We start from the raw sequence: 22,955 nt of genomic DNA on the forward strand, positions 1-22,955 counted from the left end.
TGCCCCCGGTGGCGGGATTCTTCCCGTGCCGGGGGCGCTTTGTTGGCCTTCTGCGGGGGCGTTGTGGTTGCTCGCGCAGTTCCCCGCGCCCCTTACGGGGCTGCTCGCGCCCCGCGGCGGAGCCGCTTGTGTCACAGCCCCGCGCCCCTTACGGGGCCTCCCGTGCGCCCCTTGCGGGGCTTCCCCTGCGGCCCTTACGGGCTTCCCCCGTGCCCCTTGTGGGGGGTGGTTCGGTTGGGGGGTGGGGGCGTGGCACGATGCCGTTATGTCCTCCGTGTTGACCGAGCTGTGTCGCCTTCCGATCGTGCAGGCCCCCATGGCGGGCGGTGCCTCCTGTCCGCAGTTGGTCGCGGCCGTTTCCGAGGCCGGTGGGCTGGGGTTCCTCGCCGCCGGGTACAAGACCGCCGACGGGATGTACCAGGAGGTCAAGCAGGTGCGGGGCCTGACCTCGCGGCCCTTCGGCGTCAATCTCTTCATGCCGCAGCCCGAGTACGCGGACGCCGCGGCCGTCGAGGTGTACCGCAGCCAGCTCGCCGGTGAGGCCACCTGGTACGAGACGCAGCTCGGCGACCCGGACAGCGGGCGCGACGACGGGTACGACGCCAAGCTCGCGATCCTGCTCGACGACCCGGTGCCGGTCGTCTCCTTCACCTTCGGCTGCCCGACCCGCGACGTCCTCGACTCGTTCGCGCGCGTCGGCACCGTCACCGTCGTCACCGTCACCACGCCCGAGGAGGCCCAGGCCGCCCAGTGGGCCGGTGCCGACGCCGTCTGCGTGCAGGGCATAGAGGCGGGCGGGCACCAGGGCACCCACAAGGACAACCCCGAGGCCGACGGCGCCGGGATCGGGCTGCTCTCCCTCATCACGCAGGTCCGCGAGACCGCGCAGATTCCCATCGTCGCCACGGGCGGCCTGATGCGCGGCGCGCAGATCGCCGCGGTGCTCGCGGCCGGCGCGGACGCCGCTCAGCTCGGCACGGCGTTCCTGGTCACCCCGGAGTCGGGCGCCAACCACCTGCACAAGCAGGCCATGACCAATCCGATGTTCCTGCGGACCGAGCTGACCCGGGCGTTCTCCGGGCGGCCCGCGCGCGGCCTCGTCAACCGCTTCATGCGCGAGCACGGCCCGTACGCGCCCGCCGCCTACCCCCAGGTGCACCACCTCACCAGCGGCCTGCGCAAGGCCGCCGCGAAGGCCGGTGACGCGCAGGGCATGGCGCTCTGGGCCGGGCAGGGCCACCGGCTCGCCAGGGAACTGCCCGCCGGACAGCTCGTGGAGGTCCTCGCGGCCGAACTGGCCGAGGCCCAGGGCGCGTCGACGCGGGACGGTGCGGCGTGACCGCCCCCGTGTTTGTCGTCGAGCGGTTCGACGCGCATGTGCGCGGCGGCGGACGGTACGTACTCGATGGGCCCGAGGGGCGGCACGCCGTCTCCGTGAAGCGGCTGCGCGCCGGTGAGGACGTCGTCCTGACCGACGGCGCCGGACGGTGGGCGCAGTGCGTGGTCCTGGAGACGGAGGGCAAGGACCGGCTCGTGGTGACGATGGGCTCCGTGGCCGAGGAGCCCGAGGCGCAGCCGCGGATCACCGTCGTCCAGGCGCTGCCCAAGGGCGACCGCGGTGAACTCGCCGTCGAGACCATGACGGAGACCGGCGTCGACGCGGTCGTGCCGTGGACCGCGTCGCGCTGCATCACGCAGTGGAAGGGCGAGCGCGGCCTCAAGGCGCTGGCCAAGTGGCGGGCCACCGCGCGCGAGGCGGGCAAGCAGTCGCGCCGCGTGCGCTTCCCGGAGGTGGCGGACGCGGCGTCCACCAAGCAGGTCGCCGCCCTCCTCGCGGACGCCGACTTCGCGGCCGTCCTGCACGAGGAGGGCAGCGAGCCGCTGGCCACCGCGGAACTGCCGGCGAGCGGGCGGATCGTTCTCGTCGTCGGGCCCGAAGGGGGCGTCTCCCCGGACGAGTTGGCGGCCTTCGCCGAGGCGGGCGCCAAGCCGTACCGCCTCGGGCGCAGCGTGCTGCGTACGTCGACCGCAGGGACCGCGGCGACCGCGCTGCTCCTCGGACGCACCGGCCGCTGGTCCTGACACCCGCCCGGCGGGCGCGGGTCGACAGATGGCCGCAAGCGGTCTACCGCACCGGCGCACGGGGTGGCACCCTGCCGCCTATGGGGGCATTGAGGCGGTTACAGCAGCGGAACGTATGGAAACGGCGAAGGCCCATCCTGGGCGCCGTCGGGCTCGTCGGCGCCGCCGCGCTGGGGGCCGGCGCGTGTGAGCCCGTAGGCGGGGGGTTGAACACCTCCGCGGTCGCGCTCACCGTCGACGAGATGGGCACAAAGGCGCTGGAGCGACAGCGTCTCGACGTGGCGTGGCTCAGCTGCACGGCCCGCTACCAGGACCGGGTGACGCCCAAGAGCGGCGCTCCGACGCCCGAGTCCGTCGTCGAGGTGGACTGCCAGGGCGAGTCCGAGGGCGGCAAGGACATCACCATCACGGGCAAGGTGCGCGCCGTCGTCGACGGCAAGTGCGTACGCGGCAACCTCACCGCCAAGGTCGAGGGCAAGGAGTGGTTCCAGGTCGACGTCCTCGGCAACTGCGGGGCGGACGACGGCGACGGCGACGGCAAGCCCTCCCCGCCGTCCGGTTCCCCGCCGCCCTCCCACGACGAGCCGGAGCCCGGCCCCACCACCACCGTCACGGTGACCGTCACCCCGCCGCCGCCCGCGACCTGCGACTGCGCCCCGGGGAAGTGACCGGCGGGCACCGGCGGGCGGCCGGGGACGAAGTGATCCAAACCGCTGCCGGGCCGCCCGCTGCCTGCCTAGGCTGGGTGGTGTGACTCAGACTGCGTACCTCCGGTATCCGCACATCCACGGCGAGTTGACCGCCTTCACGGCTGAGGACGACGTCTGGGTCGCCCCCCTCGACGGGGGCCGCGCCTGGCGGGTGAGCGCCGACAACATGCCCGTGAACCACCCCCGCTTCTCCCCGGACGGCACGACCGTCGCCTGGACGTCCACCCGCGACGGGGCACCCGAGGTGCACATCGCGCCCGTCGACGGCGGCCCCGCCAAGAGGCTGACGTACTGGGGCACATGGAAGACGGGCGTGCGCGGCTGGACCCCGGACGGGCAGGTCCTCGCCGTCAGCGCGGCGGGCCAGGCCTCCCTGCGCCGCAGCTGGGCGCGGGCCGTGCCGCTGGACGGCGGCCCCGCGGCCACCCTGCCCTACGGCCTGGTCGGCGACGCCGCGCACGGCCCCGACGGGCAGGTCCTGCTGCTCTCCGCCCCCATGGGCCGCGAGGCCGCCTGGTGGAAGCGGTACCGCGGCGGCACCGCGGGCAAGCTGTGGATCCGCGAGGCGGCGGACGCCGAATTCGTACGCCTGCACGCGGACCTCGACGGGAACATCGAGTACCCGCTGTGGGTGGGGGACCGCATCGCCTTCCTCTCCGACCACGAAGACGTCGGCGCCCTGTACTCCTCGCTGCCCGACGGCTCCGACCTGCGCCGCCACACGCCCATCGACGATTTCTACGCCCGGCACGCCGCCACCGACGGCACCCGCGTGATCTATACGAGCGCCGGTCGGCTCTGGCTCCTCAACGACCTGTCCGGCGCCGAGCCGCGCCGCCTCGACATCCGCCTCGGCGGCCAGCGCGCCGACCTCCAGCCGCACCCCGTGTCCGCCGCCCGCTGGTTCGGGGCCGCCGCGCCCGACCACACCGGCCGCGGCAGCGCCGTATCCGTGCGCGGCTCCGTGCACTGGATCACCCACCGCGAGGGGCCCGCCCGCGCGCTCGCCGCCACGCCGGGGGTGCGCGCCCGGCTGCCCCGCACCTTCCGCGTGGCCGGTGAGGAGCACGTGGTGTGGGTGACCGACGCCGAGGGCGACGAGGCGCTGGAATTCGCCCCCGCCACCGGCCCCGCGCCCGGCGCGACCCCCCGCAGGCTCGCCGCGGGACAGCTCGGCCGGGTCCTCTCGCTCGCCATGTCACCGGACGGCGGCCGCGCCGCCGTCGCCTCGCACGACGGGCGCGTCCTGCTCGTCGAGCGGGAGAGCGGCGAGGTCCGCGAGGTCGACCGCAGCGCGGACGGCGAGGTCACCGGGCTCGTCTTCTCACCCGACTCCGCCTGGCTCGCCTGGTCCCACCCCGGCCCGCGCCCGCTGCGCCAGCTCAGACTCGCCAACACCGCCGACCTGTCGGTGTCCGAGGCGACCCCATTGCGCTTCCGTGACTACGCGCCCGCGTTCACCCTCGACGGCAAGCACCTCGCGTTCCTGTCGGCCCGCGCCTTCGACCCGGTCTACGACGAGCACGTGTTCGATCTCGCCTTCGTCGGGGGCTCACGGCCCTACCTGATCACCCTCGCCGCGGCCACCCCCTCCCCCTTCGGGCCGCAGCGGCACGGCAGGCCCTTCGAGGGGCAGGACAGCCCCGGCGCCGAGACACCCGACAGCGAGGGCGCGCCCGTCACCCGCATCGACTTCGACGGGCTCGCCGACCGCATCGTCCCCTTCCCCGTCGAGGCCGCCCGCTACACCACGCTGCGCGCCGCCAAGGACGGCCTGCTCTGGCTGCGCCACCCGGTGCGCGGCGTGCTCGGCGCCTCCCGGGCCACCCCCGCCGACCCGGAGCCGCACAGCGAGCTGGAGCGCTACGACCTCGCCCAGCGCCACGTGGAGGAACTGGCCGCCGACGCCGACCACTTCGCGGTGAGCGGCGACGGCAAGCGGGTCCTGCTGTGGACGGACGGCAAGCTGAAGGTGGTGCCCAGCGACCGGCGGGCCTCCGGCGACGAGGACAGCGAGTCGAACATCACCGTCGACCTCTCCCGGATCCGCCACACCGTCGACCCGGCCGCCGAGTGGCGCCAGATGTACGAGGAGGCGGGCCGCCTCATGCGGGACAACTTCTGGCGGCCCGACATGGGCGGCGTCGACTGGGACGCCGTACTGGAGCGCTACCGCCCGGTGCTCGACCGCGTCGCCACCCACGACGACCTCGTCGACCTGCTCTGGGAGGTCCAGGGCGAACTGGGCACCTCGCACGCGTACGTCACCCCCGGCGGGGGCGGCGGCTCCGTCCACCGCCAGGGCCTCCTCGGCGCCGACCTCTCGCGCGGCGCCGACGGCCAGTGGCGCATCGACCACATCCTCCCCTCGGAGACCTCCGACCCCGCCGCGCAGTCGCCGCTCGCGGCCCCCGGCGTCGCGGTCCGCCCGGGGGACGCGGTGATCGAGGTCAACGGCCGGCCCGTCGACCCCGTCACGGGCCCCGGGCCGCTCCTCGTCGGCACCGCGGGCAAGCCCGTCGAACTGACCGTCTCGCCGTCGGGCGGCGGAGACCCGCGGCACGCCGTGGTGGTCCCCGTCGACGACGAGGAGCCCCTGCGCTATCACGCCTGGGTCGCCGACCGGCGGCGCCATGTCCACGAGCGCTCGGGCGGCCGCCTCGGCTACCTCCACGTCCCCGACATGCAGGCGCCCGGCTGGGCCCAGATCCACCGCGACCTGCGCGTCGAGGTCGCCCGCGAGGGCCTGGTCGTGGACGTCCGCGAGAACGGCGGCGGGCACACCTCGCAGCTCGTCGTGGAGAAGCTGGCACGCCGCGTCGTCGGCTGGGACCTGCCCCGCGGCTCACGGCCCCTCAGCTACCCCCTGGACGCGCCGCGCGGCCCCGTCGTCGCCGTCGCCAACGAGTTCTCCGGGTCCGACGGCGACATCGTCAACGCCGCGATCAGGGCGCTCGGCATCGGCCCCGTCGTCGGCACCCGCACCTGGGGCGGCGTCGTCGGCATCGACAGCCGCTACCACCTGGTCGACGGGACGCTGGTGACCCAGCCGAAGTACGCGTTCTGGATGGAGGGCCCCGGATGGGGCGTCGAGAACCACGGCGTCGCCCCCGACGTCGAGGTCGTGACCACCCCGGACGACTACGCGGCGGGCCGCGACCCGCAGTTGGACGAGGCCGTGCGGATCGCGCTCGCCGTCCTCGCGGAGAACCCCGCCAAGACGGCGCCGGACCTCCCCGGGGCGCCATAGGCCCCGCGCCGCGGCGAGGGATAGCATTCCGTGCGTACCGATCACTGTTCACGAGGAGGCCGGACCCATGGCGGGCGAAGCGCGAAGCGACTGCTTGTTCTGCAAGATCGCCGTGGGTGAGGTGCCGGCGACCGTGGTGCGGGAGACCGAGACGACCATCGCCTTCCGCGACATCAACCCCCAGGCACCGACCCACGTCCTGGTGATCCCCAAGGCGCACCACCCCGACGCCGCCGCGCTGGCCGCCGCCGAGCCGCAGATCGCCGCGGACGTGCTGCGGGAGGCCCAGGCGGTCGCCGCCGAGGAGGGCGCGGAGAGCTACCGCATCGTCTTCAACACCGGTGCGGGCGCCGGTCAGACCGTCTTCCACGCGCACGCGCACGTCCTGGGCGGCCGCGGCCTCCAGTGGCCTCCCGGATAGCGGGGCCACCACCTCTTGTCCGCACGTGAACTGGTGGTGCTCGGCACCGCCAGCCAGGTCCCGACCCGGCATCGCAACCACAACGGCTACGTCCTGCTCTGGGACGGCCAGGGCATCCTCTTCGACCCCGGCGAGGGCACGCAGCGGCAGATGCTGCGCGCCGGGGTCGCCGCCCACGACCTGCACCGCATCTGCGTGACGCACTTCCACGGCGACCACTCCCTCGGCCTCGCCGGGGTGATCCAGCGCATCAACCTCGACCGGGTCCCGCACCCGGTCACCGCCCACTTCCCGGCCTCGGGGCAGCGCTTCTTCGACCGGCTGCGGTACGCCACGGCCTACCGCGAGACCGTGGCGCTCACCGAGGCCCCGGTCGCCGCCGACGGGCCGCTGGCCGCCGCCCCCTCGTACACCCTCGACGCGATGAAGCTCTCCCACCCCGTCGAGTCGTACGGCTACCGCCTGACCGAACCGGACGGACGCCGCATGCTGCCCCGGCTGCTCGCCGAGCGCGGCATCAGGGGACCCGACGTCGGGCGGCTCCAGAAGGAGGGCGTCCTCGGCGGCGTCACACTGGAAGAGGTCAGCGAGGTGCGGCGCGGCCAGCGGTTCGCCTTTGTGATGGACACCCGGCTCTGCGACGGCGTGTACGCGCTCGCCGAGGGCTGCGACATGCTCGTCATCGAGTCGACGTTCCTCGACGAGGACGAGCGACTGGCCATCGACCACGGCCACTTGACGGCCGGTCAGGCGGCGCGCGTCGCCGTCGACGCGGGGGTGCGGCATCTCGTACTGACGCATTTCAGCCAGCGCTACTCCGATCCCGGGTGCTACGAACAGCAGGCCCGCGCCGCCGGGTTCGACGGCGAACTGACCATCGCGCGCGACCTGTTGCGCGTCCCGCTGCCCAAGCGGACCTGAACCCCCCACCCGAACGACCCGAGCGAGACCGCACCATGCCGATCCCCAAGGCCGAACTCCACCTCCACATCGAAGGCACCCTCGAACCCGAACTCGCCTTCGAACTCGCCGCGCGCAACGGCGTCGAACTGCCCTACGCCGACACCGAGGAGCTGCGCAAGGCCTACCTCTTCGACGACCTCCAGTCCTTCCTCGACCTCTACTACGGCCTGATGGCCGTGCTGCGCACCGAGGCCGACTTCGAGGACCTCGCCGACGCCTACCTCGCGCGCGCCGCCGCCCAGGGCGTACGGCACGCGGAGATCTTCTTCGACCCCCAGGCGCACATCGCGCGCGGCGTGCCCCTCGCCACCGTCATCGAGGGCCTGGCCCGCGCGCTGGACCGGAGCGAGGAGCGGCACGGCGTCTCCACCCGGCTCATCATGTGCTTCCTGCGCGACCAGTCCGCCGAGTCCGCGATGGAGACCCTGCGGGCCGCCGAGCCGTACCTCGACCGGATCATCGGCGTCGGCCTCGACTCGGCGGAGGTCGGCCACCCGCCGGCCAAGTTCAAGGAGGTGTACGAGGCCGCCGCCGCGCTGGGCCTGCGGCTCGTCGCCCACGCCGGCGAGGAGGGCCCGCCCGCCTACATCACCGACTCCCTGGACCTGCTGCGCGTCGAGCGCATCGACCACGGGCTGCGCTGCATGGAGGACCCGGAGCTGGTCGAGCGCCTGGTCCGCGAGCGGGTGCCGCTCACCCTGTGCCCGCTGTCGAACGTCCGGCTGCGCGCCATCGACGTACTTGAGGAGCACCCGCTGGCGCGGATGATGGACGCCGGACTGATGTGCACGGTCAACTCCGACGACCCCGCCTACTTCGGCGGGTACGTCGACGACACCTTCCACGCCGTCCGCGAGGCGCTCGGCATCGACCAGGAGCGGCTGCGCACCCTGGCGCGGAACTCCTTCGAGGCGGCCTTCCTCGACCGGGACGCCGCCGACGAGGCGCTGCGGGCGCGCTACCTCGCCGAGGTCGAGGCTTATTCGTTCGACTGACCGACGGGCCCGGGGCTACGGTCCCGGCATGGACACCATCGCGCAGATCTACGGCTGACACGGCCTCCCGTGGCCCCGCCCGCCCTTCGGGGCCGAGGCGGCGGCCCGCCGTGTCCGCATCCGTAGCTTTCTGTCGCCGAAGGATCCCTCATGCCATCCCGTGGCCCCGCCCGCCGCCGTGCCCATATCGCCATGATCGGCGTCCCGATGGTCAGCCATGTGCTGCCCAGCCTGGAGATCGTCCGTGAGCTGGCCGCACGCGGCCACCGCGTCACGTACGCCAACGACCCGGCCGCCGCCCACCTGATCGAGCCCACCGGCGCCGAACTCGTCCCGTACGACTCGACGCTCCCGCACCGCGACAACATCTGGCCCGACGACCCCATCGAGGTCGGCGCGCTCTTCCTCGACGACGCGATGGCGGTGCTCCCGCGGCTGCGCGCGGCGTACGACGACGACCCCGCGGACCTCTACCTCTACGACGTCGGCGCGTACGTCGCCCGTGCGCTCGCCGAGGCCCAGGGGCGGCCGCTCGTGCAGCTGTCGCCGACCTATGTGGCCTGGGGCGGCTACCAGGAGGACATCGGCGCGGCCCTCGCGCGGCTGCCGGGGGCCGCTGCCCTGGAGGCCCGCTTCAAGGACTGGCTCGCCGGGTGCGGGGCCACCACGCTCGACGTCGGCCGGTTCTCCGGCGTACCGCCGCGGGCGCTGGCCACGATCCCGCGGGCCATGCAGCCGCACGCCGAGACGGTCGGCCCGCACGTCGACTTCGTCGGGCCCTGCCTCGGGGACCGGCTCGCGCGGCAGGGGAGCTGGACGCGTCCGGCGGGCGCCGAGAAGGTGCTGCTGGTCTCGCTCGGCTCGGCGTACACCGACCAACCCGCGTTCTACCGGCGGTGCGTGGCCGCCTTCGGGGGGCTCGCGGGTTGGCATGTCGTCCTCCAGGTCGGCAGGCACGTGGACCCGGTCGAGCTGGGAGACATCCCCGCCAACATCGAAGTGCGTTCCTGGGTACCGCAGTTGGCCGTCCTGGAGCAGGCCGACGCGTTCGTCACCCACGCGGGCATGGGGAGCAGCTCCGAGGGGCTCTTCTGCGGGGTCCCGATGATCGCCGTGCCACAGGGGGCCGAGCAGCCGCTGAACGCGGACCGGCTGGTGCAACTGGGCGTCGCCCGCAGGATCGACACCGCGGACGCCACGGCGGACGCGCTACGGGCGGCGCTCCTGGAGCTGACCTCGGATCCCGAAGTCGCGGAGCGCTGCGCGCGGCTGAGGGCGGAGGTGCGGGGCGAGGGAGGTGCCTCGCGGGCGGCGGACCTGATCGAGGCCGAGCTTTAGCGCCGCGCTGCTCGGGGAGACGGGGCGCTGACGCGGCGGCACGCCGGTAAGCCCGGCCCCCGGTGGGGATCGTCCGTTACGTTGCCTGCATGGTCGTACCCGTACAGCCCACCGTCGACCCGCTGAAGGCGGCCCGCAGAGCCGGCGACCCGGACTGCGATGTCTACCTCACCGGCACGGTCTTCCTCGACATCATCTTCACCGGCCTGGACTCCGCGCCGGTGCGCGGGACCGAGTCCTGGGCGCGCGGCATGGGGTCCAGTCCTGGCGGCGTCGCCAACATGGCGACCGCGCTCGCCCGGCTCGGCCTGCACACCTCACTGGCCGCCGCCTTCGGCGACGACCACTACGGGGAGTACTGCTGGGACACCCTCGAAGGGGGCGAGGGCATCGACCTCACCTCGTCGAGGACCGTGCCCGGCTGGCACACCCCGGTGACCGTCTCCATGGCGTACGAGGGCGAGCGGACCATGGTCAGCCACGGCCACGAGCCGCCGCCGGACGCCGACGCGCCGGACGGCGGCGCCCCCTCCTGCCCGCCACGCGCGCGTGCCGCCATCGCCTCGCTGACGCCCGGCACGCACGCGCCCTGGATCGCGCGGGCCGCCCGCAGCGGTACGCGGATCTTCGCCGACGTGGGCTGGGACGACACCGGCCGCTGGGACCTCGCGGCACTGCCCGACCTGGCGCACTGCGAGGCGTTCCTGCCGAACGCGGAAGAGGCGATGCGCTACACCCGTACGTCGTGCCCGCGGGCGGCCGCGCGGGCGCTGACCGAGCATGTGCCGCTCGCCGTGGTGACCCTCGGTGCGGACGGTGCGTACGCGGTGGACGGGCGGACCGGGGAGACCGCGGAGGTGCCCGCGATCGAGGTGGAGGCGCTGGATCCCACCGGGGCCGGGGACGTCTTCGTGGCGGGCTTCGTCACCGGGACGCTGGCGGACTGGCCGCTGGCCGACCGGCTGGCGTTCGCCGGACTCACCGCGGCGCTCTCCGTACAGGAGTTCGGCGGATCCCTGTCCGCGCCCGGGTGGGCCGAGGTGGGGGCGTGGTGGCGGCGCGTACGGGAGTTCGACGAGCAGGATCCGGCGGCGCTGCGGCGGTACAGCTTCCTGGAGGCCCTGCTCCCGGCGGCGAGCCGCCCCTGGCCCCTGCGCAGGGCGGTACCGACGATCGGCTTCCGATCCGCGTAGCCCAGGATGGCGCCGCGTAGCCCGGACGGCAGAGAAAAGCCCTACGGCTCTGTCAGTGCCGCGTCGTACCCTTGGCAGTGCAAGGTTCACGCGGCCCCCCAGCCCCGTACGAGGAGGATGAGCAGGCCTTCAGAGCCGGCCCATGACTCAGACACCGACAACTCACACCGCCGCACAGGACCAGGCGCGCGCCCACTTCGCCGTTCCGGCGAAGCACCCGATGGTGACCGTCCTCGGTTCGGGCGACGCCCTGCTGCGGGTGATCGAGAAGGCCTTCCCGGGGGCCGACATCCACGTCCGGGGCAACGAGATCAGCGCCGTGGGCGCGGCCCACGAAGTCGCCCTCATCCAGCGCCTGTTCGACCAGATGATGCTGGTGCTCCGCACCGGTCAGCCGATGACGGAGGACGCAGTGGAACGCTCGATCGCCATGCTGAGGGCGGACGAGAGCGGCAGCGGCGCGGAGGAGACCCCCGCCGAGGTCCTCACGCAGAACATCCTCTCCTCCCGCGGCCGCACCATCCGCCCCAAGACGCTGAACCAGAAGCGGTACGTCGACGCGATCGACAAGCACACCATCGTCTTCGGAATCGGCCCCGCGGGCACGGGCAAGACGTACCTGGCCATGGCCAAGGCCGTCCAGGCCCTCCAGTCCAAGCAGGTCAACCGCATCATCCTGACCCGGCCCGCGGTCGAGGCGGGCGAGCGCCTCGGCTTCCTGCCCGGCACCCTGTACGAGAAGATCGACCCCTACCTCCGCCCGCTCTACGACGCGCTGCACGACATGCTCGACCCGGACTCGATCCCGCGCCTGATGGCGGCGGGCACGATCGAGGTCGCCCCGCTCGCGTACATGCGCGGCCGCACGCTGAACGACGCGTTCATCATCCTCGACGAGGCGCAGAACACCAGCGCCGAGCAGATGAAGATGTTCCTCACCCGCCTCGGCTTCGACTCCAAGATCGTCATCACCGGTGACGTCACCCAGGTCGACCTGCCGGGCGGCACCAAGAGCGGCCTGCGCGAGGTCCAGCAGATCCTGGAGGGCGTGGAGGACATCCACTTCTCCCGGCTCACGTCCCACGATGTCGTACGGCACAAGCTGGTCGGCCGTATCGTCGACGCGTACGAGCAGCACGACAGCCGCGACGGGAAGTAGACCAGCACCACCATGTCGATCGACGTCAACAACGAATCCGGAACCGAGGTCGACGAGCAGGCGATCCTCGACATCGCCCGCTACGCCCTCGCGCGGATGCGCATCCACCCGCTCTCCGAGCTGTCGGTGATCGTCGTGGACGCCGGCGCCATGGAGCAGCTGCACATCCAGTGGATGGACCTGCCCGGACCCACGGACGTCATGTCCTTCCCCATGGACGAGCTGCGCCCGCCCATGAAGGACGACGACGAGCCCCCGCAGGGCCTCCTCGGCGACATCGTGCTCTGCCCCGAGGTCGCCACCCAGCAGGGCAAGGACGCCCCGACGCAGCACTCCATGGACGAGGAGCTGCAACTGCTCACCGTCCACGGCGTGCTGCACCTGCTCGGCTACGACCACGAGGAGCCCGACGAGAAGGCCGAGATGTTCGGTCTCCAGGCGGCCATCGTCGACGGCTGGCGCGCGGAGAAGGGCCTGACCGGCCCCTCCCCGGCGCCCACCGTCTCCTAGCGCCATGAGCTTCCAGCTGATCGCCGGGGCCGTCGCCCTGGTCGTCGTGGCCTGGCTCGCGGCCTGCGCCGAGGCGGGCATCGCCCGCGTCTCCAGCTTCCGTGCCGACGAGGCGGTCCGGTCGGGGCGGCGCGGCAGCGCGAAGCTCGCCCAGGTCGCCGCCGACCCGACCCGCTATCTCAACGTGGCGCTGCTCGTCCGCGTGGCGTGCGAGATGGCCGCGTCGGCCCTGGTCACGTACGCCTGCCTGAAGGAGTTCGACAAGACCTGGGAGGCCCTCGCGATCGCCATCGGCGTGATGGTCCTCGTCAGCTACGTCGCCGTCGGCGTCTCGCCGCGCACCATCGGCCGCCAGCACCCGCTGAACACCGCGACCGCCGCGGCGTACGTCCTGCTGCCGCTGGCCCGTGTGATGGGCCCGATCCCGCCCCTGCTGATCCTCATCGGCAACGCCCTCACGCCCGGCAAGGGCTTCAGGCGCGGCCCGTTCGCCTCCGAGGCCGAGCTGCGCGCGATGGTCGACCTCGCCGAGAAGGAGTCCCTGATCGAGGACGAGGAGCGCCGCATGGTGCACTCCGTCTTCGAGCTGGGCGACACCCTGGTGCGCGAGGTGATGGTGCCCCGCACCGACCTCGTCGCCATCGAACGCTTCAAGACGATCCGCCAGGCCCTCACCCTCGCCCTGCGCTCCGGCTTCTCGCGCATACCGGTCACGGGCGAGAGCGAGGACGACGTCGTCGGCATGGTCTATCTGAAGGACCTGGCCCGCAAGACGCACATCAACCGCGACGCCGAGTCCGAGCTGGTGTCGACGGCGATGCGCCCGGCGACCTTCGTGCCCGACACGAAGAACGCGGGCGACCTGCTCCGCGAGATGCAGCAGGAGCGCAACCACGTCGCCGTGGTCATCGACGAGTACGGCGGCACGGCCGGCATCGTGACCATCGAGGACATCCTGGAGGAGATCGTCGGGGAGATCACCGACGAGTACGACCGTGAGCTGCCGCCCGTGGAGGAGCTGGCCGACGGCTGCTACCGCGTGACGGCCCGGCTCGACATCGGCGACCTCGGGGAACTGTTCGGCCTCGACGAGTTCGACGACGAGGACGTCGAGACGGTCGGCGGGCTGCTCGCCAAGCGGCTGGGCCGCGTCCCGATCGCGGGCGCCTCGGCGGTCGTACCGCTGCCGGACGGCCGCGAGCTGGCGCTCACCGCGGAGTCCGCCGCGGGCCGCCGGAACAAGATCGTGACGGTGCTCGTGGAGCCGGTCGAGCCCGCGGGCTCGACCGAGGAGGGGCAGGCCGGATGAGCCCCGAGGAGCTGCGGGCGTTCTGCCTGTCCTTCAACGACGTGGTGGAGGACTTCCCGTTCAATCCGGAGACCTCGGTCTTCAAGGTGGCGGGGAAGATGTTCGCGCTCTCGGCGCTGGGCGCGCGCCCCCTCACCGTCAACCTCAAGTGCGATCCGGACCTGGCGGTCCAACTGCGGGCCGCGCACCCGGAGATCGTGCCGGGCTACCACATGAACAAGCGCCACTGGAATACCGTCACGGCCGACGGTGACCTCCCCGAGGCGCAGCTCAGGGAACTCATCGAGGACTCGTACGACCTGGTGGTCGCGGGGCTGCCGCGGGCGCTGCGGCTGCGGCTCGATCGGCCCTGAGGGGGCGGGTGGCGTCACCTTCGGGGGCGAGTGCGGGGTGACTCCGGAGGCAGGTGCGGGGCTCTTTATGCTCGTGCCATGACTCAGAGCACCGACCTCGGTCCCGAGGACCGCAAGATCGTCACCCTCGCCCGTTCGGCCCGCGCCCGCAACGGCGTGCCCGAGGGGGCGGCCGTGCGGGACGAGACAGGACGTACGTACGTGGCGGGGACCGTGGCTCTGGAGTCCCTCCAGCTCTCCGCGCTCAGGACCGCGGTGGCGATGGCGGTCGCCTCCGGGGCCGAGTCGCTGGAGGCCGCCGCGGTCGTCTCCGGGGCGCAGGCGCTCCCCGCGGAGGATCTGGCCGCCGTGCGGGACCTCGGCGGGGCCGGTACGCCGGTGTTTCTGGCGGGCTCCGACGGTCAGGTACGGGAGCGGCTCGCGGCGGGCTGAGGCCGTTTTCGACGGCCCCGCCGCCCTCGCGGTACGGCGGGGCTCGCGGGATCAGGGACAATGGGCGCCATGAGCGTTCGTACCCCGTCATCAGCCGAGCCGTCCGAGGCCGTCCACCGCGCCGGTTTCGCCTGCTTCGTCGGCCGCCCCAACGCGGGCAAGTCCACCCTCACGAACGCTCTGGTCGGCAAGAAGGTCGCGATCACCGCGGACCAGCCGCAGACCACGCGGCACACGGTGCGCGGCATCGTGCACCGGCCCGACGCCCAGATGATCCTGGTGGACACCCCCGGGCTCCACAAGCCGCGCACGCTGCTCGGCGAGCGGCTGAACGACGTCGTACGCACCACCTGGGCCGAGGTCGACGTCATCGGCTTCTGTCTGCCCGCGAACGAGAAGCTCGGCCCCGGCGACCGGTTCATCGCCAAGGAACTGGCGTCCATCAAGAAGACGCCGAAGATCGCGATCGTCACCAAGACCGACCTCGTCGACAGCAAGACGCTCGCCGAGCAGCTCATCGCCATCGACCAGCTCGGCAAGGAGCTGGGCTTCGAGTGGGCCGAGATCGTGCCGGTCTCGGCCGTGGGCGACCAGCAGGTCGGCCTGCTCGCCGATCTGATCGTGCCGCTGCTTCCCGAGGGCCCGCCGCTCTACCCCGAGGGCGACCTCACGGACGAGCCCGAGCAGGTCATGGTGGCCGAGCTGATCCGCGAGGCCGCGCTCGAAGGCGTACGGGACGAGCTGCCGCACTCGATCGCGGTGGTGGTCGAGGAGATGCTGCCGCGCGAGGACCGGCCCGCGGACAAGCCGCTGCTCGACATCCACGCGTTCGTCTACATCGAGCGGCCCAGCCAGAAGGGGATCATCATCGGTCCCAAGGGCAAGCGGCTCAAGGACGTCGGCATCAAGTCCCGCAAGCAGATCGAGGCACTTCTCGGTACGCCCGTCTTCCTCGACCTGCACGTGAAGGTCGCCAAGGACTGGCAGCGGGATCCTCGGCAGCTGCGGAAACTCGGCTTCTAGCTCAGCGCACCCCCTTGATCCGCGTCACCAGCACCGCCCCCGCCAGGCCGAGCACCGCCGCCGTCAGGTACAGGGCCCGGTAGCCGCCCAGGTGGGTGACCAGTGGGGCCGCCAGTGCCGGCGCCGCCACCTGGGGGAGGGAGTTGGCGATGTTGATGACGCCGAGGTCCTTGCCGCGGTCCGCCGCCCTGGGCAGGACGTCCGTCATCAGGGCGAAGTCCACCGAGGTGAAGACGCCGAAGCCGACGCCGAGGAGCGCCGCCGCGACGAGCGCCCCCGGCCAGGTCTGCCAGAGGGCGAGCAGCCCCGTCGCCGCCGCCATCAGCGTGCCCGACCAGATCACGAACGGCTTGCGGCGGCCCACCCGGTCCGACCAGGCGCCGCCCGCCACGACGGTCGCGAGCATCGTCACGCCGTTCACCGCGGTCAGGACCAGCACGCCTGCCTCCGGGTCCGCGTGGTGCAGGCGGTCCCGGAGGAAGTAGAGGAGATACAGCAGCACCAGGGAGTTGCTGACGTTGATCAGGAAGCGGGTCAGCCAGGCCCAGCCCAGGTCCGGATGGCGGCGGGGGCTCAGCCAGAAGCCCGCGAGGAAGCTACGCCCGTTCCACGGGGGCCGGTCGGCGGCGGCCAGGCGCAGATCGCGGTGGCGTACGACGTAGGGCAGCACGCCCGCCACCGTGAAGAGCGCGCACGCCGCGTATCCCGCGACGGTGCCGCCCGCCAGGGTCGCGAGGCCCGTCCCCACGACCACGCCGAGCAGTTGCGCCGCCCCCAGCCAGCCGCCCACCGAGCCGCGCTGGCCGCGCGGCACACGGTCCGGGACGGCCGCCGTGACCGCGGCGAACGCGGCGTTCAGGGTGAGCTGCACCAGGCACCAGCCCGCCGCCATCGCCCCCACGGAGCCCGCCGCCGAGAGCAGCAGGAGGGAGGCGGCGCCGCCCGCCGTGCCCGCCACGATCCACGGGGTGCGCCGGCCCCAGCGCGCGGTGGTGCGGTCGGACACCGCGCCGAACAGGGGGTTCGCGGCGAGCGAGACGACCGCGCCGACGCCGGTGACCCAGGCGAGCACCGTCTCCTTCGAGGTGCCCGCCGGGGCCAGCTCCTCGGCCTGCACGGCGAGCAGGATCTGGAGCGGGCCGTACCAGCCCACCCAGATCGCGCCGTTGGCCAGCGCCAGGGCACCCGTCCAGCCCCCGCCGACCCGCTCGGTGGGCTCCCGCAGGGCGCTGGCGGCCGTCTGCCCCGCGGTCATGCGCGCTGCGCCCGCAGCACCTCGCGCAGCCAGTGGTAGGACGCCTTCGGGGTGCGCTCCAGCGTGGCGTAGTCGATGTGGACGAGCCCGAAGCGCCGTCGGTACCCCTCCGCCCACTCGAAGTTGTCCATCAGCGACCAGACGAAGTAGCCGCGTACGTCCACACCCGCCTGAAGCGCCCGGTGCAGGGCCCGTAGATGGCCGTCCAGGTAGGCGATCCGCTCCTGGTCGTCGAGACCCTCGTACGAGCAGCCGTTCTCGGTGATGACGAGCGGCGGGAGGCGGTCGCCGTAGCGGTCGCGGAAGGCGGTGAGGAGTTCCGGGAGGGCGTCGGGGACGACGGGCCAGCCGAAGTCCGTGACGGGGTAGCCCTCGATCGGCCGTGGCGCGAAGGGGAGTTCGGGCGGGAGCGTGAGGCCGGAGTACTCGGTGGTGTGCGGGAGCGGGGCGCCCACCTTCGTCGGCTGGTAGAAGTTGATCCCGTACCAGTCCAGGGGCTCCGAGATGACGCCGAGGTCCGCCGTGAGGTCGTCCGACGGCATCAACTCCCCGAAGCCGTCCGGGTATCGGCCCAGGAGCAGGGGGTCGGCGAAGAGGCGGTTGAGGAGTACGTCGTAGAGGCCGGCCGCCTCGGTGTCCTCGTCGGTGGCCGACGCGGGCCAGGTCGGGCCGTGCGAGTTGGCGATCCCGATGTCCCGCGCGCCCGCCGCGCGCAGCGCCCGTACCGCGAGGCCGTGCGCGAGCAGCTGGTGGTGGGCGGCCGGCAGCGCGTCGAACAGGAGCCGCCGGCCGGGTGCGTGCTCGCCCAGGGCGTGGCCGAGCAGGGTGTGTTCCGCGGGTTCGTTGAGGGTGATCCACTTCGTGACGCGGTCGCCGATGCGGGCCGCGACCACGGCCGCGTACGCGGCGAAGCGCTCGGCGGTGTCACGGCTCAGCCAGCCGCCCGCCTCCTGCACGGCCAGCGGGGTGTCCCAGTGGAAGAGGGTGGGGACGGGGCGTACGCCCGCCGCGCACAGCTCGTCGACGAGGCGGTCGTAGAAGTCCAGGCCCACCGCGTTCACCCGGCCCGCGCCCGTGGGCAGGACGCGCGGCCAGGAGACGGAGAAGCGGTAGGCGTCCACGCCGAGGCCGCGGACGAGCGCCACGTCCTCGCGGTAGCGGTGGTAGTGGTCGCATGCCACGGCGGCGGTCGTGCCGTCCTTCACGTTCCCCGGCACGGCTGTGAAGGCGTCCCAGACGCAGGCGCCGCGCTCGGCGGCGGCGCCCTCGATCTGGTGGGCCGAGGTGGCCACGCCCCACAGGAAGTCGCGGGGGAAGGGGGGTATCGGGCTCGCCGCGGTCGCTGCCATGGGCGGGATCCTCCGTACCGCCGGGTACGGAAGTCAATGGGCGTGCGGCGAGAAGATGAACAAAGCTCAGGTTTCCCGCCGGGTCCGCTGTGTGCCCCGCTCCGTGCCCCGCGGGGTCGCTACGTGCCCTCCTTCAGGACCCGCGAGATCAGCTTCCGCTGCGGCTCGGTCAGCCGCGGGTCCGCGCAGTACACCGTGCGTCCGTCCACCGTCAGCTGGTAGTTGAAGCCGTCCGGCACCCCCAGGGGTGGCGTGCCGCGGCCGTCGGCCAAGGCCTGTTCGGCCAGCGCGTGCCATTCGGGGGCATCGGCCAGCGTCGAGGTGTCCACCTCGGCGTGCCGGTCGATGCCCGCGAAACCTCCTGTGCGCTTCACCTGGATACGCATGGGTCCTGTCTACTCCACCGCGCGGGCTCCCGGTAGCGCGCCGTCAGCCGTTGGCGGCGGCCTTGGGCACCGGCACCTTGACGGTGGCCCACGCGTCGACGACGGCCTTCAGCTCCTCGCCGTCGCCGTACTTCTGGCGGGCCGTGGCCACCGTCAGCTTCGCGAAGTCCTCGAACGACGCGTCCTGCGCCAGCTCGCCGCCGGTCAGCACCGCGTACCAGATGTGTCCCGCCCGCTCCCACGAGTGGCCGCCGAGCGCGTCGGCCACCAGGTAGAAGGCGCGGTTGGGGATGCCGGAGTTGATGTGCACACCGCCGTTGTCGCGGCCCGTGCGGACGTAGTGGTCCATGTCGGCGGGCTGCGGGTCCTTGCCGAGCACGTCGTCGTCGTACGCCGTGCCGGGCTCCTTCATGGAGCGCAGCGCCTTGCCGGTGACGCGCGGGGCGAGCAGGCCCGCGCCGATCAGCCAGTCGGCCTCGTGCGCGGTCTGGCCGAGCGTGTACTGCTTGATCATCGAGCCGAAGACGTCCGCCATCGACTCGTTCAGGGCGCCGGGCTGGCCGAAGTACGTGAGGTTCGCTGTGTACTGCACGACGCCGTGGGTCAGTTCGTGGCCGATGACGTCCACGGGGATCGTGAAGTCCAGGAAGATCTCCTTGTCGCCGTCGCCGAAGACCATCTGCTCGCCGTTCCAGAAGGCGTTTCCGTAGTCCTCGCCGTAGTGCACGGTCGCGACCAGCGGCAGGCCGTTGCCGTCGATGGAGTTGCGCTCGTACGACTTCTGGAACAGTTCGAACGTCGCGCCCAGCCCCGCGTAGGCGCGGTTGACGGTGGCGTCCTTGCCGGGCTTCTCGCCCTCGGCGCGCACCTTGCGGCCGGGCAGCTCCGTGCGGTGCTTGGCGTCGTGGATGGTGCGGTGCGGCTTGTCCGCCGCGGCGTCCTTCGGCGCGGCGACGCCGGGCGCGCCGATGACGGTCGTCAGCCGGCGGCGGGTGCGCTCGGCGGCGTCCCGCTCCAGGGTGCGGCGGGCGGGGACGGCGAGTGCGGGATCCTGGCTGCGGGCGAGCTGGTCCAGGACGTGGGGCGGCACGATGGTGCAGAAGACGGGCTCGAAGCCCGACGGTTTGGCGGTCATGGCGGCAATGTGGCACTGGGTCATGCCGCTGTCACTACCTGCCACCATGATTGCTGAAATAGAGGGATAGATCACCACCAGGCGTTTAATCCGGCGCGGTCCCGCATACTGATACGGGCCCGCGCACAGAGCGCGGCTCGGCTAGGCTGCGGCACATCATGCGATTCGGGCTGCTTCTCCTTAGCTGCCGCGGCGAGGGCCTGTAGTCGAGGCCGACCCCCTCCCCGCGGAGTTCGGCGTTGCGCTAAGACCGTCGGCCGTCCTTCAGGACACTTCCGAGGAGCCCCGCAGATGCCGAACTTCCAGCGCCCCACCTCCCTGCCGATCCACAAGTACGGCCGGTACGAGCAGGTCGCCATCCCCGACCGCACCTGGCCGGACAACCGCATCACGGTCGCACCCCGCTGGCTCTCCACGGACCTGCGCGACGGCAACCAAGCGCTGATCGACCCGATGTCCCCGGCCCGCAAGCGCGCCATGTTCGACCTGCTGGTACGCATGGGCTACAAGGAGATCGAGGTCGGCTTCCCCTCCTCGGGCCAGACCGACTTCGATTTCGTACGCTCGATCGTCGAGGACGAGGACGCGATCCCCGAGGACGTGACGATCTCCGTCCTGACGCAGGCGCGTGAAGAGCTGATCGAACGCACGGTGGAGTCCCTGAAGGGCGCCCGCCGCGCCACCGTCCACCTGTACAACGCGACCGCGCCCGTCTGGCGCGACGTCGTCTTCCGCGGCTCGCGCGACGCCGTCAAGCAGATCGCCGTCGACGGCACGCGGCTGGTCATGGAGTACGCGGACAAGCTGCTGGACGACCGTACGATGTTCGGATACCAGTACAGCCCCGAGATCTTCACCGACACCGAGCTGGACTTCGCCCTGGAGGTCTGCGAGGGCGTCATGGACGTCTGGCAGCCCGACGCCGAGCGCGAGATCATCCTGAACCTGCCCGCCACGGTCGAGCGGTCCACGCCCTCCACCCACGCGGACCGCTTCGAGTGGATGTCCCGCAACCTCTCCCGGCGCGAGTTCGTCTGCCTGTCCATCCACCCGCACAACGACCGCGGCACCGCCGTCGCCGCCGCCGAGCTGGCCGTCATGGCGGGCGGCGACCGCGTCGAGGGCTGCCTGTTCGGGCAGGGCGAGCGCACCGGCAACGTCGACCTGGTCACCCTGGGCATGAACCTCTTCAGCCAGGGCGTCGACCCGCAGATCGACTTCTCGGACATCGACGAGGTGCGGCGCGTGTACGAGTACTGCACGCAGATGGAGGTCCACCCCCGCCACCCCTACGCGGGCGACCTCGTCTACACCGCCTTCTCCGGCTCCCACCAGGACGCCATCAAGAAGGGCTTCGACGCGCTGGAGAAGCGCGCGGCGAGCCAGGGCAAGACCGTCGACGACATCGAGTGGGCCGTGCCCTACCTGCCCATCGACCCCAAGGACGTCGGCCGCTCCTACGAGGCCGTCATCCGCGTCAACTCGCAGTCCGGCAAGGGCGGCGTCGCGTACGTCCTGAAGAACGACCACAAGCTGGACCTGCCGCGCCGCATGCAGATCGAGTTCTCCAGGATCATCCAGGTGAAGACCGACACCGAGGGCGGCGAGGTCACCCCGGGCGCGATCTGGAGCGTCTTCCAGGACGAGTACCTGCCCAACCCCGAGAATCCCTGGGGTCGGATTCAGGTCAAGAACGGTCAGACGACGACCGACACGGACGGCGTCGACACCCTCACCGTCGAGGCCACGCTGGACGGCGCGGACACCGTGCTGACCGGGTCCGGCAACGGCCCGATCTCCGCGTTCTTCGACGCGCTCCAGGGCATCGGCATCGACGTACGCCTGCTGGACTACCAGGAGCACACGATGAGCGAGGGCGCGTCCGCGCAGGCCGCCTCGTACATCGAGTGCGCGATCGGCGACAAGGTGCTGTGGGGCATCGGCATCGACGCCAACACCACACGCGCCTCCCTGAAGGCCGTCGTCTCCGCCGTCAACCGCGCGGCACGCTAGTCCGCACCCCGGCGCTCCACCGGCCCCGTCCGCCTGTTCGGCGGGCGGGGCCGCGTCGTCTCCCGGCCACCTCCGGCTCGCTCTCCTGTACGAGGGTGCTGACGCCACATCATCGATGTGGCTAACATCACGCCAACACGGCAATGCAGCCGGGGAGTTACGGAGGTGCGTGGTGCTGCCAGATCATGGACGAGAAGGCCGACAAGCCCGCATCTCGGCCAAACCGGTATCCCGCGGGCGGGCCCTGTGCAGGCGGGTGATCGGCATGAACACCGCCTGGGACGCCGTCGGCGACGGCGAGTTCTTCTGCCCCGCCTGCGGCGGCGACCGCAACTACCAGCGGCTCACCGGCCGACGCCGCTTCGTCCTGCTCGGCCTGCCCCTGGTGCCGCGCGGCGCCGCGGGCCCCGTCGTCCAGTGCGCCGCCTGCCAGGACCTCTTCGATCCCGACGTCCTGGACCACCCCACCACCACGCGGCTCTCCGCGATGCTCCGCGACGCCGTCCACACCGTCGTCGTCGCCGTCCTCTCCACGGGCGGCACCACCTCGCGCTCCACCCTCGACACGGCCGTCGGCACCCTGCGTGCCGCGGGCCACGACGACTGCACCGGCGAGCAGCTCGTCGCCCTCGTCGACGCGCTCGCCGCCGACACCGGCCGCGCCACCGAGCCCGACTGCGGACCCGGCCTCGCCATAGAACTCCACGAGGCGCTCGGCCCCCTGGCCCCGCACCTCGCCCCCGCGGGACGTGAGGCGCTGCTCCTCCAGGGCGCGCGGATCGCCCTGGCCGACGGCCCCTACACCCCCGCTGAGCGCGATGTCCTCGCCACCGCGGGCTGCGCGCTGACGATCTGCGCGGAGGACGTGACGCGCCTGCTGGTGGCGGCGCGCACACCGTCCTGACGCCGCGCACACCGTCCTGACACCCGGGCGCCACAGTCCGCGCGTACTCCGCCGGGAGTAGTCGCCGCCCCCGGCCTCCCCGTGGCGTAGCCGCCACCTCGGCCCCGCGCCCGACGGCACGGGGGCCGCTCCCCGGAAGGGTTGACCCCGACACGTCACCCCTTGCCGAAGGAGG

Annotated in this window: 21 protein-coding genes; 17 read left to right on the forward strand and 4 right to left on the reverse strand. The window is 72.5% G+C overall.

The window, feature by feature from the left end; all coding sequences use genetic code 11:
* The first annotated feature begins 265 nt into the window (after nt 1-265).
* The 15 genes from IG54_RS0115900 (at nt 266) to era (ending at nt 15,738) form a co-directional block, all read left to right on the forward strand.
* Entirely contained in the window at nt 266-1,339 is a 1,074-nt protein-coding gene (locus IG54_RS0115900) for a nitronate monooxygenase (RefSeq protein ID WP_030783478.1), read from the forward strand.
* Nucleotides 1,336-2,082 carry a 16S rRNA (uracil(1498)-N(3))-methyltransferase gene (locus tag IG54_RS0115905; RefSeq protein WP_030783481.1) on the forward strand — a complete coding sequence of 249 codons (747 nt, stop codon included), beginning with the start codon at nt 1,336-1,338 and terminating at the stop codon, nt 2,080-2,082. Before IG54_RS0115900 ends, IG54_RS0115905 begins: the two co-directional genes overlap by 4 nt.
* A 206-nt stretch (nt 2,083-2,288) precedes the next feature.
* A complete protein-coding gene (locus tag IG54_RS0115910; RefSeq protein WP_234336185.1) occupies nt 2,289-2,750 on the forward strand; it encodes a hypothetical protein in 462 nt (153 codons plus the stop codon).
* 82 nt (nt 2,751-2,832) lie between these two features.
* A complete protein-coding gene (locus tag IG54_RS0115915; RefSeq protein ID WP_030783487.1) occupies nt 2,833-6,042 on the forward strand; it encodes a S41 family peptidase in 3,210 nt (1,069 codons plus the stop codon).
* A gap of 67 nt (nt 6,043-6,109) precedes the next feature.
* A complete protein-coding gene (locus IG54_RS0115920) occupies nt 6,110-6,463 on the forward strand; it encodes a histidine triad nucleotide-binding protein (protein WP_030783491.1) in 354 nt (117 codons plus the stop codon).
* A gap of 15 nt (nt 6,464-6,478) precedes the next feature.
* On the forward strand, nt 6,479-7,384 hold the full coding sequence (locus IG54_RS0115925; protein ID WP_030783493.1) for a ribonuclease Z: 906 nt from the start codon (nt 6,479-6,481) through the stop codon (nt 7,382-7,384).
* A gap of 35 nt (nt 7,385-7,419) precedes the next feature.
* Complete coding sequence (locus tag IG54_RS0115930) at nt 7,420-8,421, forward strand: adenosine deaminase (protein WP_030783496.1); 1,002 nt, start codon at nt 7,420-7,422, stop codon at nt 8,419-8,421.
* 150 nt (nt 8,422-8,571) lie between these two features.
* The gene (locus IG54_RS0115935) at nt 8,572-9,759 is read left to right on the forward strand and encodes a macrolide family glycosyltransferase (protein ID WP_037897189.1); all 1,188 of its coding nucleotides are present in this window, start codon (nt 8,572-8,574) and stop codon (nt 9,757-9,759) included.
* Between the two features lie 89 nt (nt 9,760-9,848).
* Complete coding sequence (locus IG54_RS0115940) at nt 9,849-10,952, forward strand: carbohydrate kinase family protein (protein ID WP_030783503.1); 1,104 nt, start codon at nt 9,849-9,851, stop codon at nt 10,950-10,952.
* Between the two features lie 142 nt (nt 10,953-11,094).
* A complete protein-coding gene (locus tag IG54_RS0115945) occupies nt 11,095-12,111 on the forward strand; it encodes a PhoH family protein (RefSeq protein WP_030783507.1) in 1,017 nt (338 codons plus the stop codon).
* 12 nt (nt 12,112-12,123) lie between these two features.
* Nucleotides 12,124-12,621 carry an rRNA maturation RNase YbeY gene (ybeY, locus tag IG54_RS0115950; RefSeq protein ID WP_030783511.1) on the forward strand — a complete coding sequence of 166 codons (498 nt, stop codon included), beginning with the start codon at nt 12,124-12,126 and terminating at the stop codon, nt 12,619-12,621.
* A gap of 4 nt (nt 12,622-12,625) precedes the next feature.
* Complete coding sequence (locus IG54_RS0115955; protein WP_030783514.1) at nt 12,626-13,930, forward strand: hemolysin family protein; 1,305 nt, start codon at nt 12,626-12,628, stop codon at nt 13,928-13,930.
* Nucleotides 13,927-14,283, forward strand: coding sequence for an MmcQ/YjbR family DNA-binding protein (locus IG54_RS0115960; protein ID WP_030783517.1), 357 nt, complete (start codon nt 13,927-13,929; stop codon nt 14,281-14,283). The genes IG54_RS0115955 and IG54_RS0115960 overlap by 4 nt, the downstream gene beginning before the upstream one ends.
* Before the next feature lie 78 nt (nt 14,284-14,361).
* The gene (locus tag IG54_RS0115965) at nt 14,362-14,715 is read left to right on the forward strand and encodes a cytidine deaminase (RefSeq protein ID WP_030783520.1); all 354 of its coding nucleotides are present in this window, start codon (nt 14,362-14,364) and stop codon (nt 14,713-14,715) included.
* A gap of 60 nt (nt 14,716-14,775) precedes the next feature.
* A complete protein-coding gene (gene era, locus IG54_RS0115970; RefSeq protein ID WP_030783523.1) occupies nt 14,776-15,738 on the forward strand; it encodes a GTPase Era in 963 nt (320 codons plus the stop codon).
* A 1-nt stretch (nt 15,739) separates the two neighbouring features.
* Here the strand turns inward: era and IG54_RS0115975 are convergent, their stop codons facing one another.
* From IG54_RS0115975 to IG54_RS0115990, 4 genes are all read right to left on the reverse strand, one after another.
* Complete coding sequence (locus IG54_RS0115975; protein ID WP_030783526.1) at nt 15,740-16,993, reverse strand: MFS transporter; 1,254 nt, start codon at nt 16,991-16,993, stop codon at nt 15,740-15,742.
* Entirely contained in the window at nt 16,990-18,342 is a 1,353-nt protein-coding gene (locus IG54_RS0115980) for a GH1 family beta-glucosidase (protein WP_030783529.1), read from the reverse strand. The genes IG54_RS0115975 and IG54_RS0115980 overlap by 4 nt, the downstream gene beginning before the upstream one ends.
* A gap of 119 nt (nt 18,343-18,461) precedes the next feature.
* On the reverse strand, nt 18,462-18,728 hold the full coding sequence (locus IG54_RS0115985) for a protealysin inhibitor emfourin (protein WP_030783532.1): 267 nt from the start codon (nt 18,726-18,728) through the stop codon (nt 18,462-18,464).
* 43 nt (nt 18,729-18,771) lie between these two features.
* Nucleotides 18,772-19,863 (reverse strand): M4 family metallopeptidase, encoded by a 1,092-nt coding sequence (locus tag IG54_RS0115990; protein ID WP_030783534.1) that lies wholly within the window; start codon nt 19,861-19,863, stop codon nt 18,772-18,774.
* A gap of 291 nt (nt 19,864-20,154) precedes the next feature.
* On the opposite strand from IG54_RS0115990, the gene leuA reads away from it, so the two are divergent.
* Entirely contained in the window at nt 20,155-21,876 is a 1,722-nt protein-coding gene (gene leuA / locus IG54_RS0115995) for a 2-isopropylmalate synthase (protein WP_030783538.1), read from the forward strand.
* 172 nt (nt 21,877-22,048) lie between these two features.
* Nucleotides 22,049-22,780 carry a TerB family tellurite resistance protein gene (locus tag IG54_RS0116000; protein WP_420712257.1) on the forward strand — a complete coding sequence of 244 codons (732 nt, stop codon included), beginning with the start codon at nt 22,049-22,051 and terminating at the stop codon, nt 22,778-22,780.
* The last annotated feature ends 175 nt before the right edge of the window (nt 22,781-22,955 follow it).

The sequence above is a fragment of the Streptomyces sp. NRRL S-920 genome, from assembly GCF_000717945.1.
GTDB classification, from domain to species: domain Bacteria; phylum Actinomycetota; class Actinomycetes; order Streptomycetales; family Streptomycetaceae; genus Streptomyces; species Streptomyces alboniger.

Excerpts from the sequence above, each read along its gene's own strand:
- IG54_RS0115900 (WP_030783478.1), top strand. The coding sequence starts at position 266 with ATGTCCTCCGTGTTGACCGAGCTGTGTCGCCTTCCGATCGTGCAGGCC.
- IG54_RS0115965 (WP_030783520.1), top strand. The coding sequence starts at position 14,362 with ATGACTCAGAGCACCGACCTCGGTCCCGAGGACCGCAAGATCGTCACC.
- ybeY (WP_030783511.1), top strand. The coding sequence starts at position 12,124 with ATGTCGATCGACGTCAACAACGAATCCGGAACCGAGGTCGACGAGCAG.
- era (WP_030783523.1), top strand. The coding sequence starts at position 14,776 with ATGGGCGCCATGAGCGTTCGTACCCCGTCATCAGCCGAGCCGTCCGAG.
- IG54_RS0115935 (WP_037897189.1), top strand. The coding sequence starts at position 8,572 with ATGCCATCCCGTGGCCCCGCCCGCCGCCGTGCCCATATCGCCATGATC.
- IG54_RS0115980 (WP_030783529.1), bottom strand. The coding sequence starts at position 18,342 with ATGGCAGCGACCGCGGCGAGCCCGATACCCCCCTTCCCCCGCGACTTC.
- leuA (WP_030783538.1), top strand. The coding sequence starts at position 20,155 with ATGCCGAACTTCCAGCGCCCCACCTCCCTGCCGATCCACAAGTACGGC.
- IG54_RS0115930 (WP_030783496.1), top strand. The coding sequence starts at position 7,420 with ATGCCGATCCCCAAGGCCGAACTCCACCTCCACATCGAAGGCACCCTC.
- IG54_RS0115945 (WP_030783507.1), top strand. The coding sequence starts at position 11,095 with ATGACTCAGACACCGACAACTCACACCGCCGCACAGGACCAGGCGCGC.
- IG54_RS0115975 (WP_030783526.1), bottom strand. The coding sequence starts at position 16,993 with ATGACCGCGGGGCAGACGGCCGCCAGCGCCCTGCGGGAGCCCACCGAG.
- IG54_RS0115990 (WP_030783534.1), bottom strand. The coding sequence starts at position 19,863 with ATGACCGCCAAACCGTCGGGCTTCGAGCCCGTCTTCTGCACCATCGTG.
- IG54_RS0115960 (WP_030783517.1), top strand. The coding sequence starts at position 13,927 with ATGAGCCCCGAGGAGCTGCGGGCGTTCTGCCTGTCCTTCAACGACGTG.
- IG54_RS0115985 (WP_030783532.1), bottom strand. The coding sequence starts at position 18,728 with ATGCGTATCCAGGTGAAGCGCACAGGAGGTTTCGCGGGCATCGACCGG.
- IG54_RS0115940 (WP_030783503.1), top strand. The coding sequence starts at position 9,849 with ATGGTCGTACCCGTACAGCCCACCGTCGACCCGCTGAAGGCGGCCCGC.
- IG54_RS0115920 (WP_030783491.1), top strand. The coding sequence starts at position 6,110 with ATGGCGGGCGAAGCGCGAAGCGACTGCTTGTTCTGCAAGATCGCCGTG.
- IG54_RS0115955 (WP_030783514.1), top strand. The coding sequence starts at position 12,626 with ATGAGCTTCCAGCTGATCGCCGGGGCCGTCGCCCTGGTCGTCGTGGCC.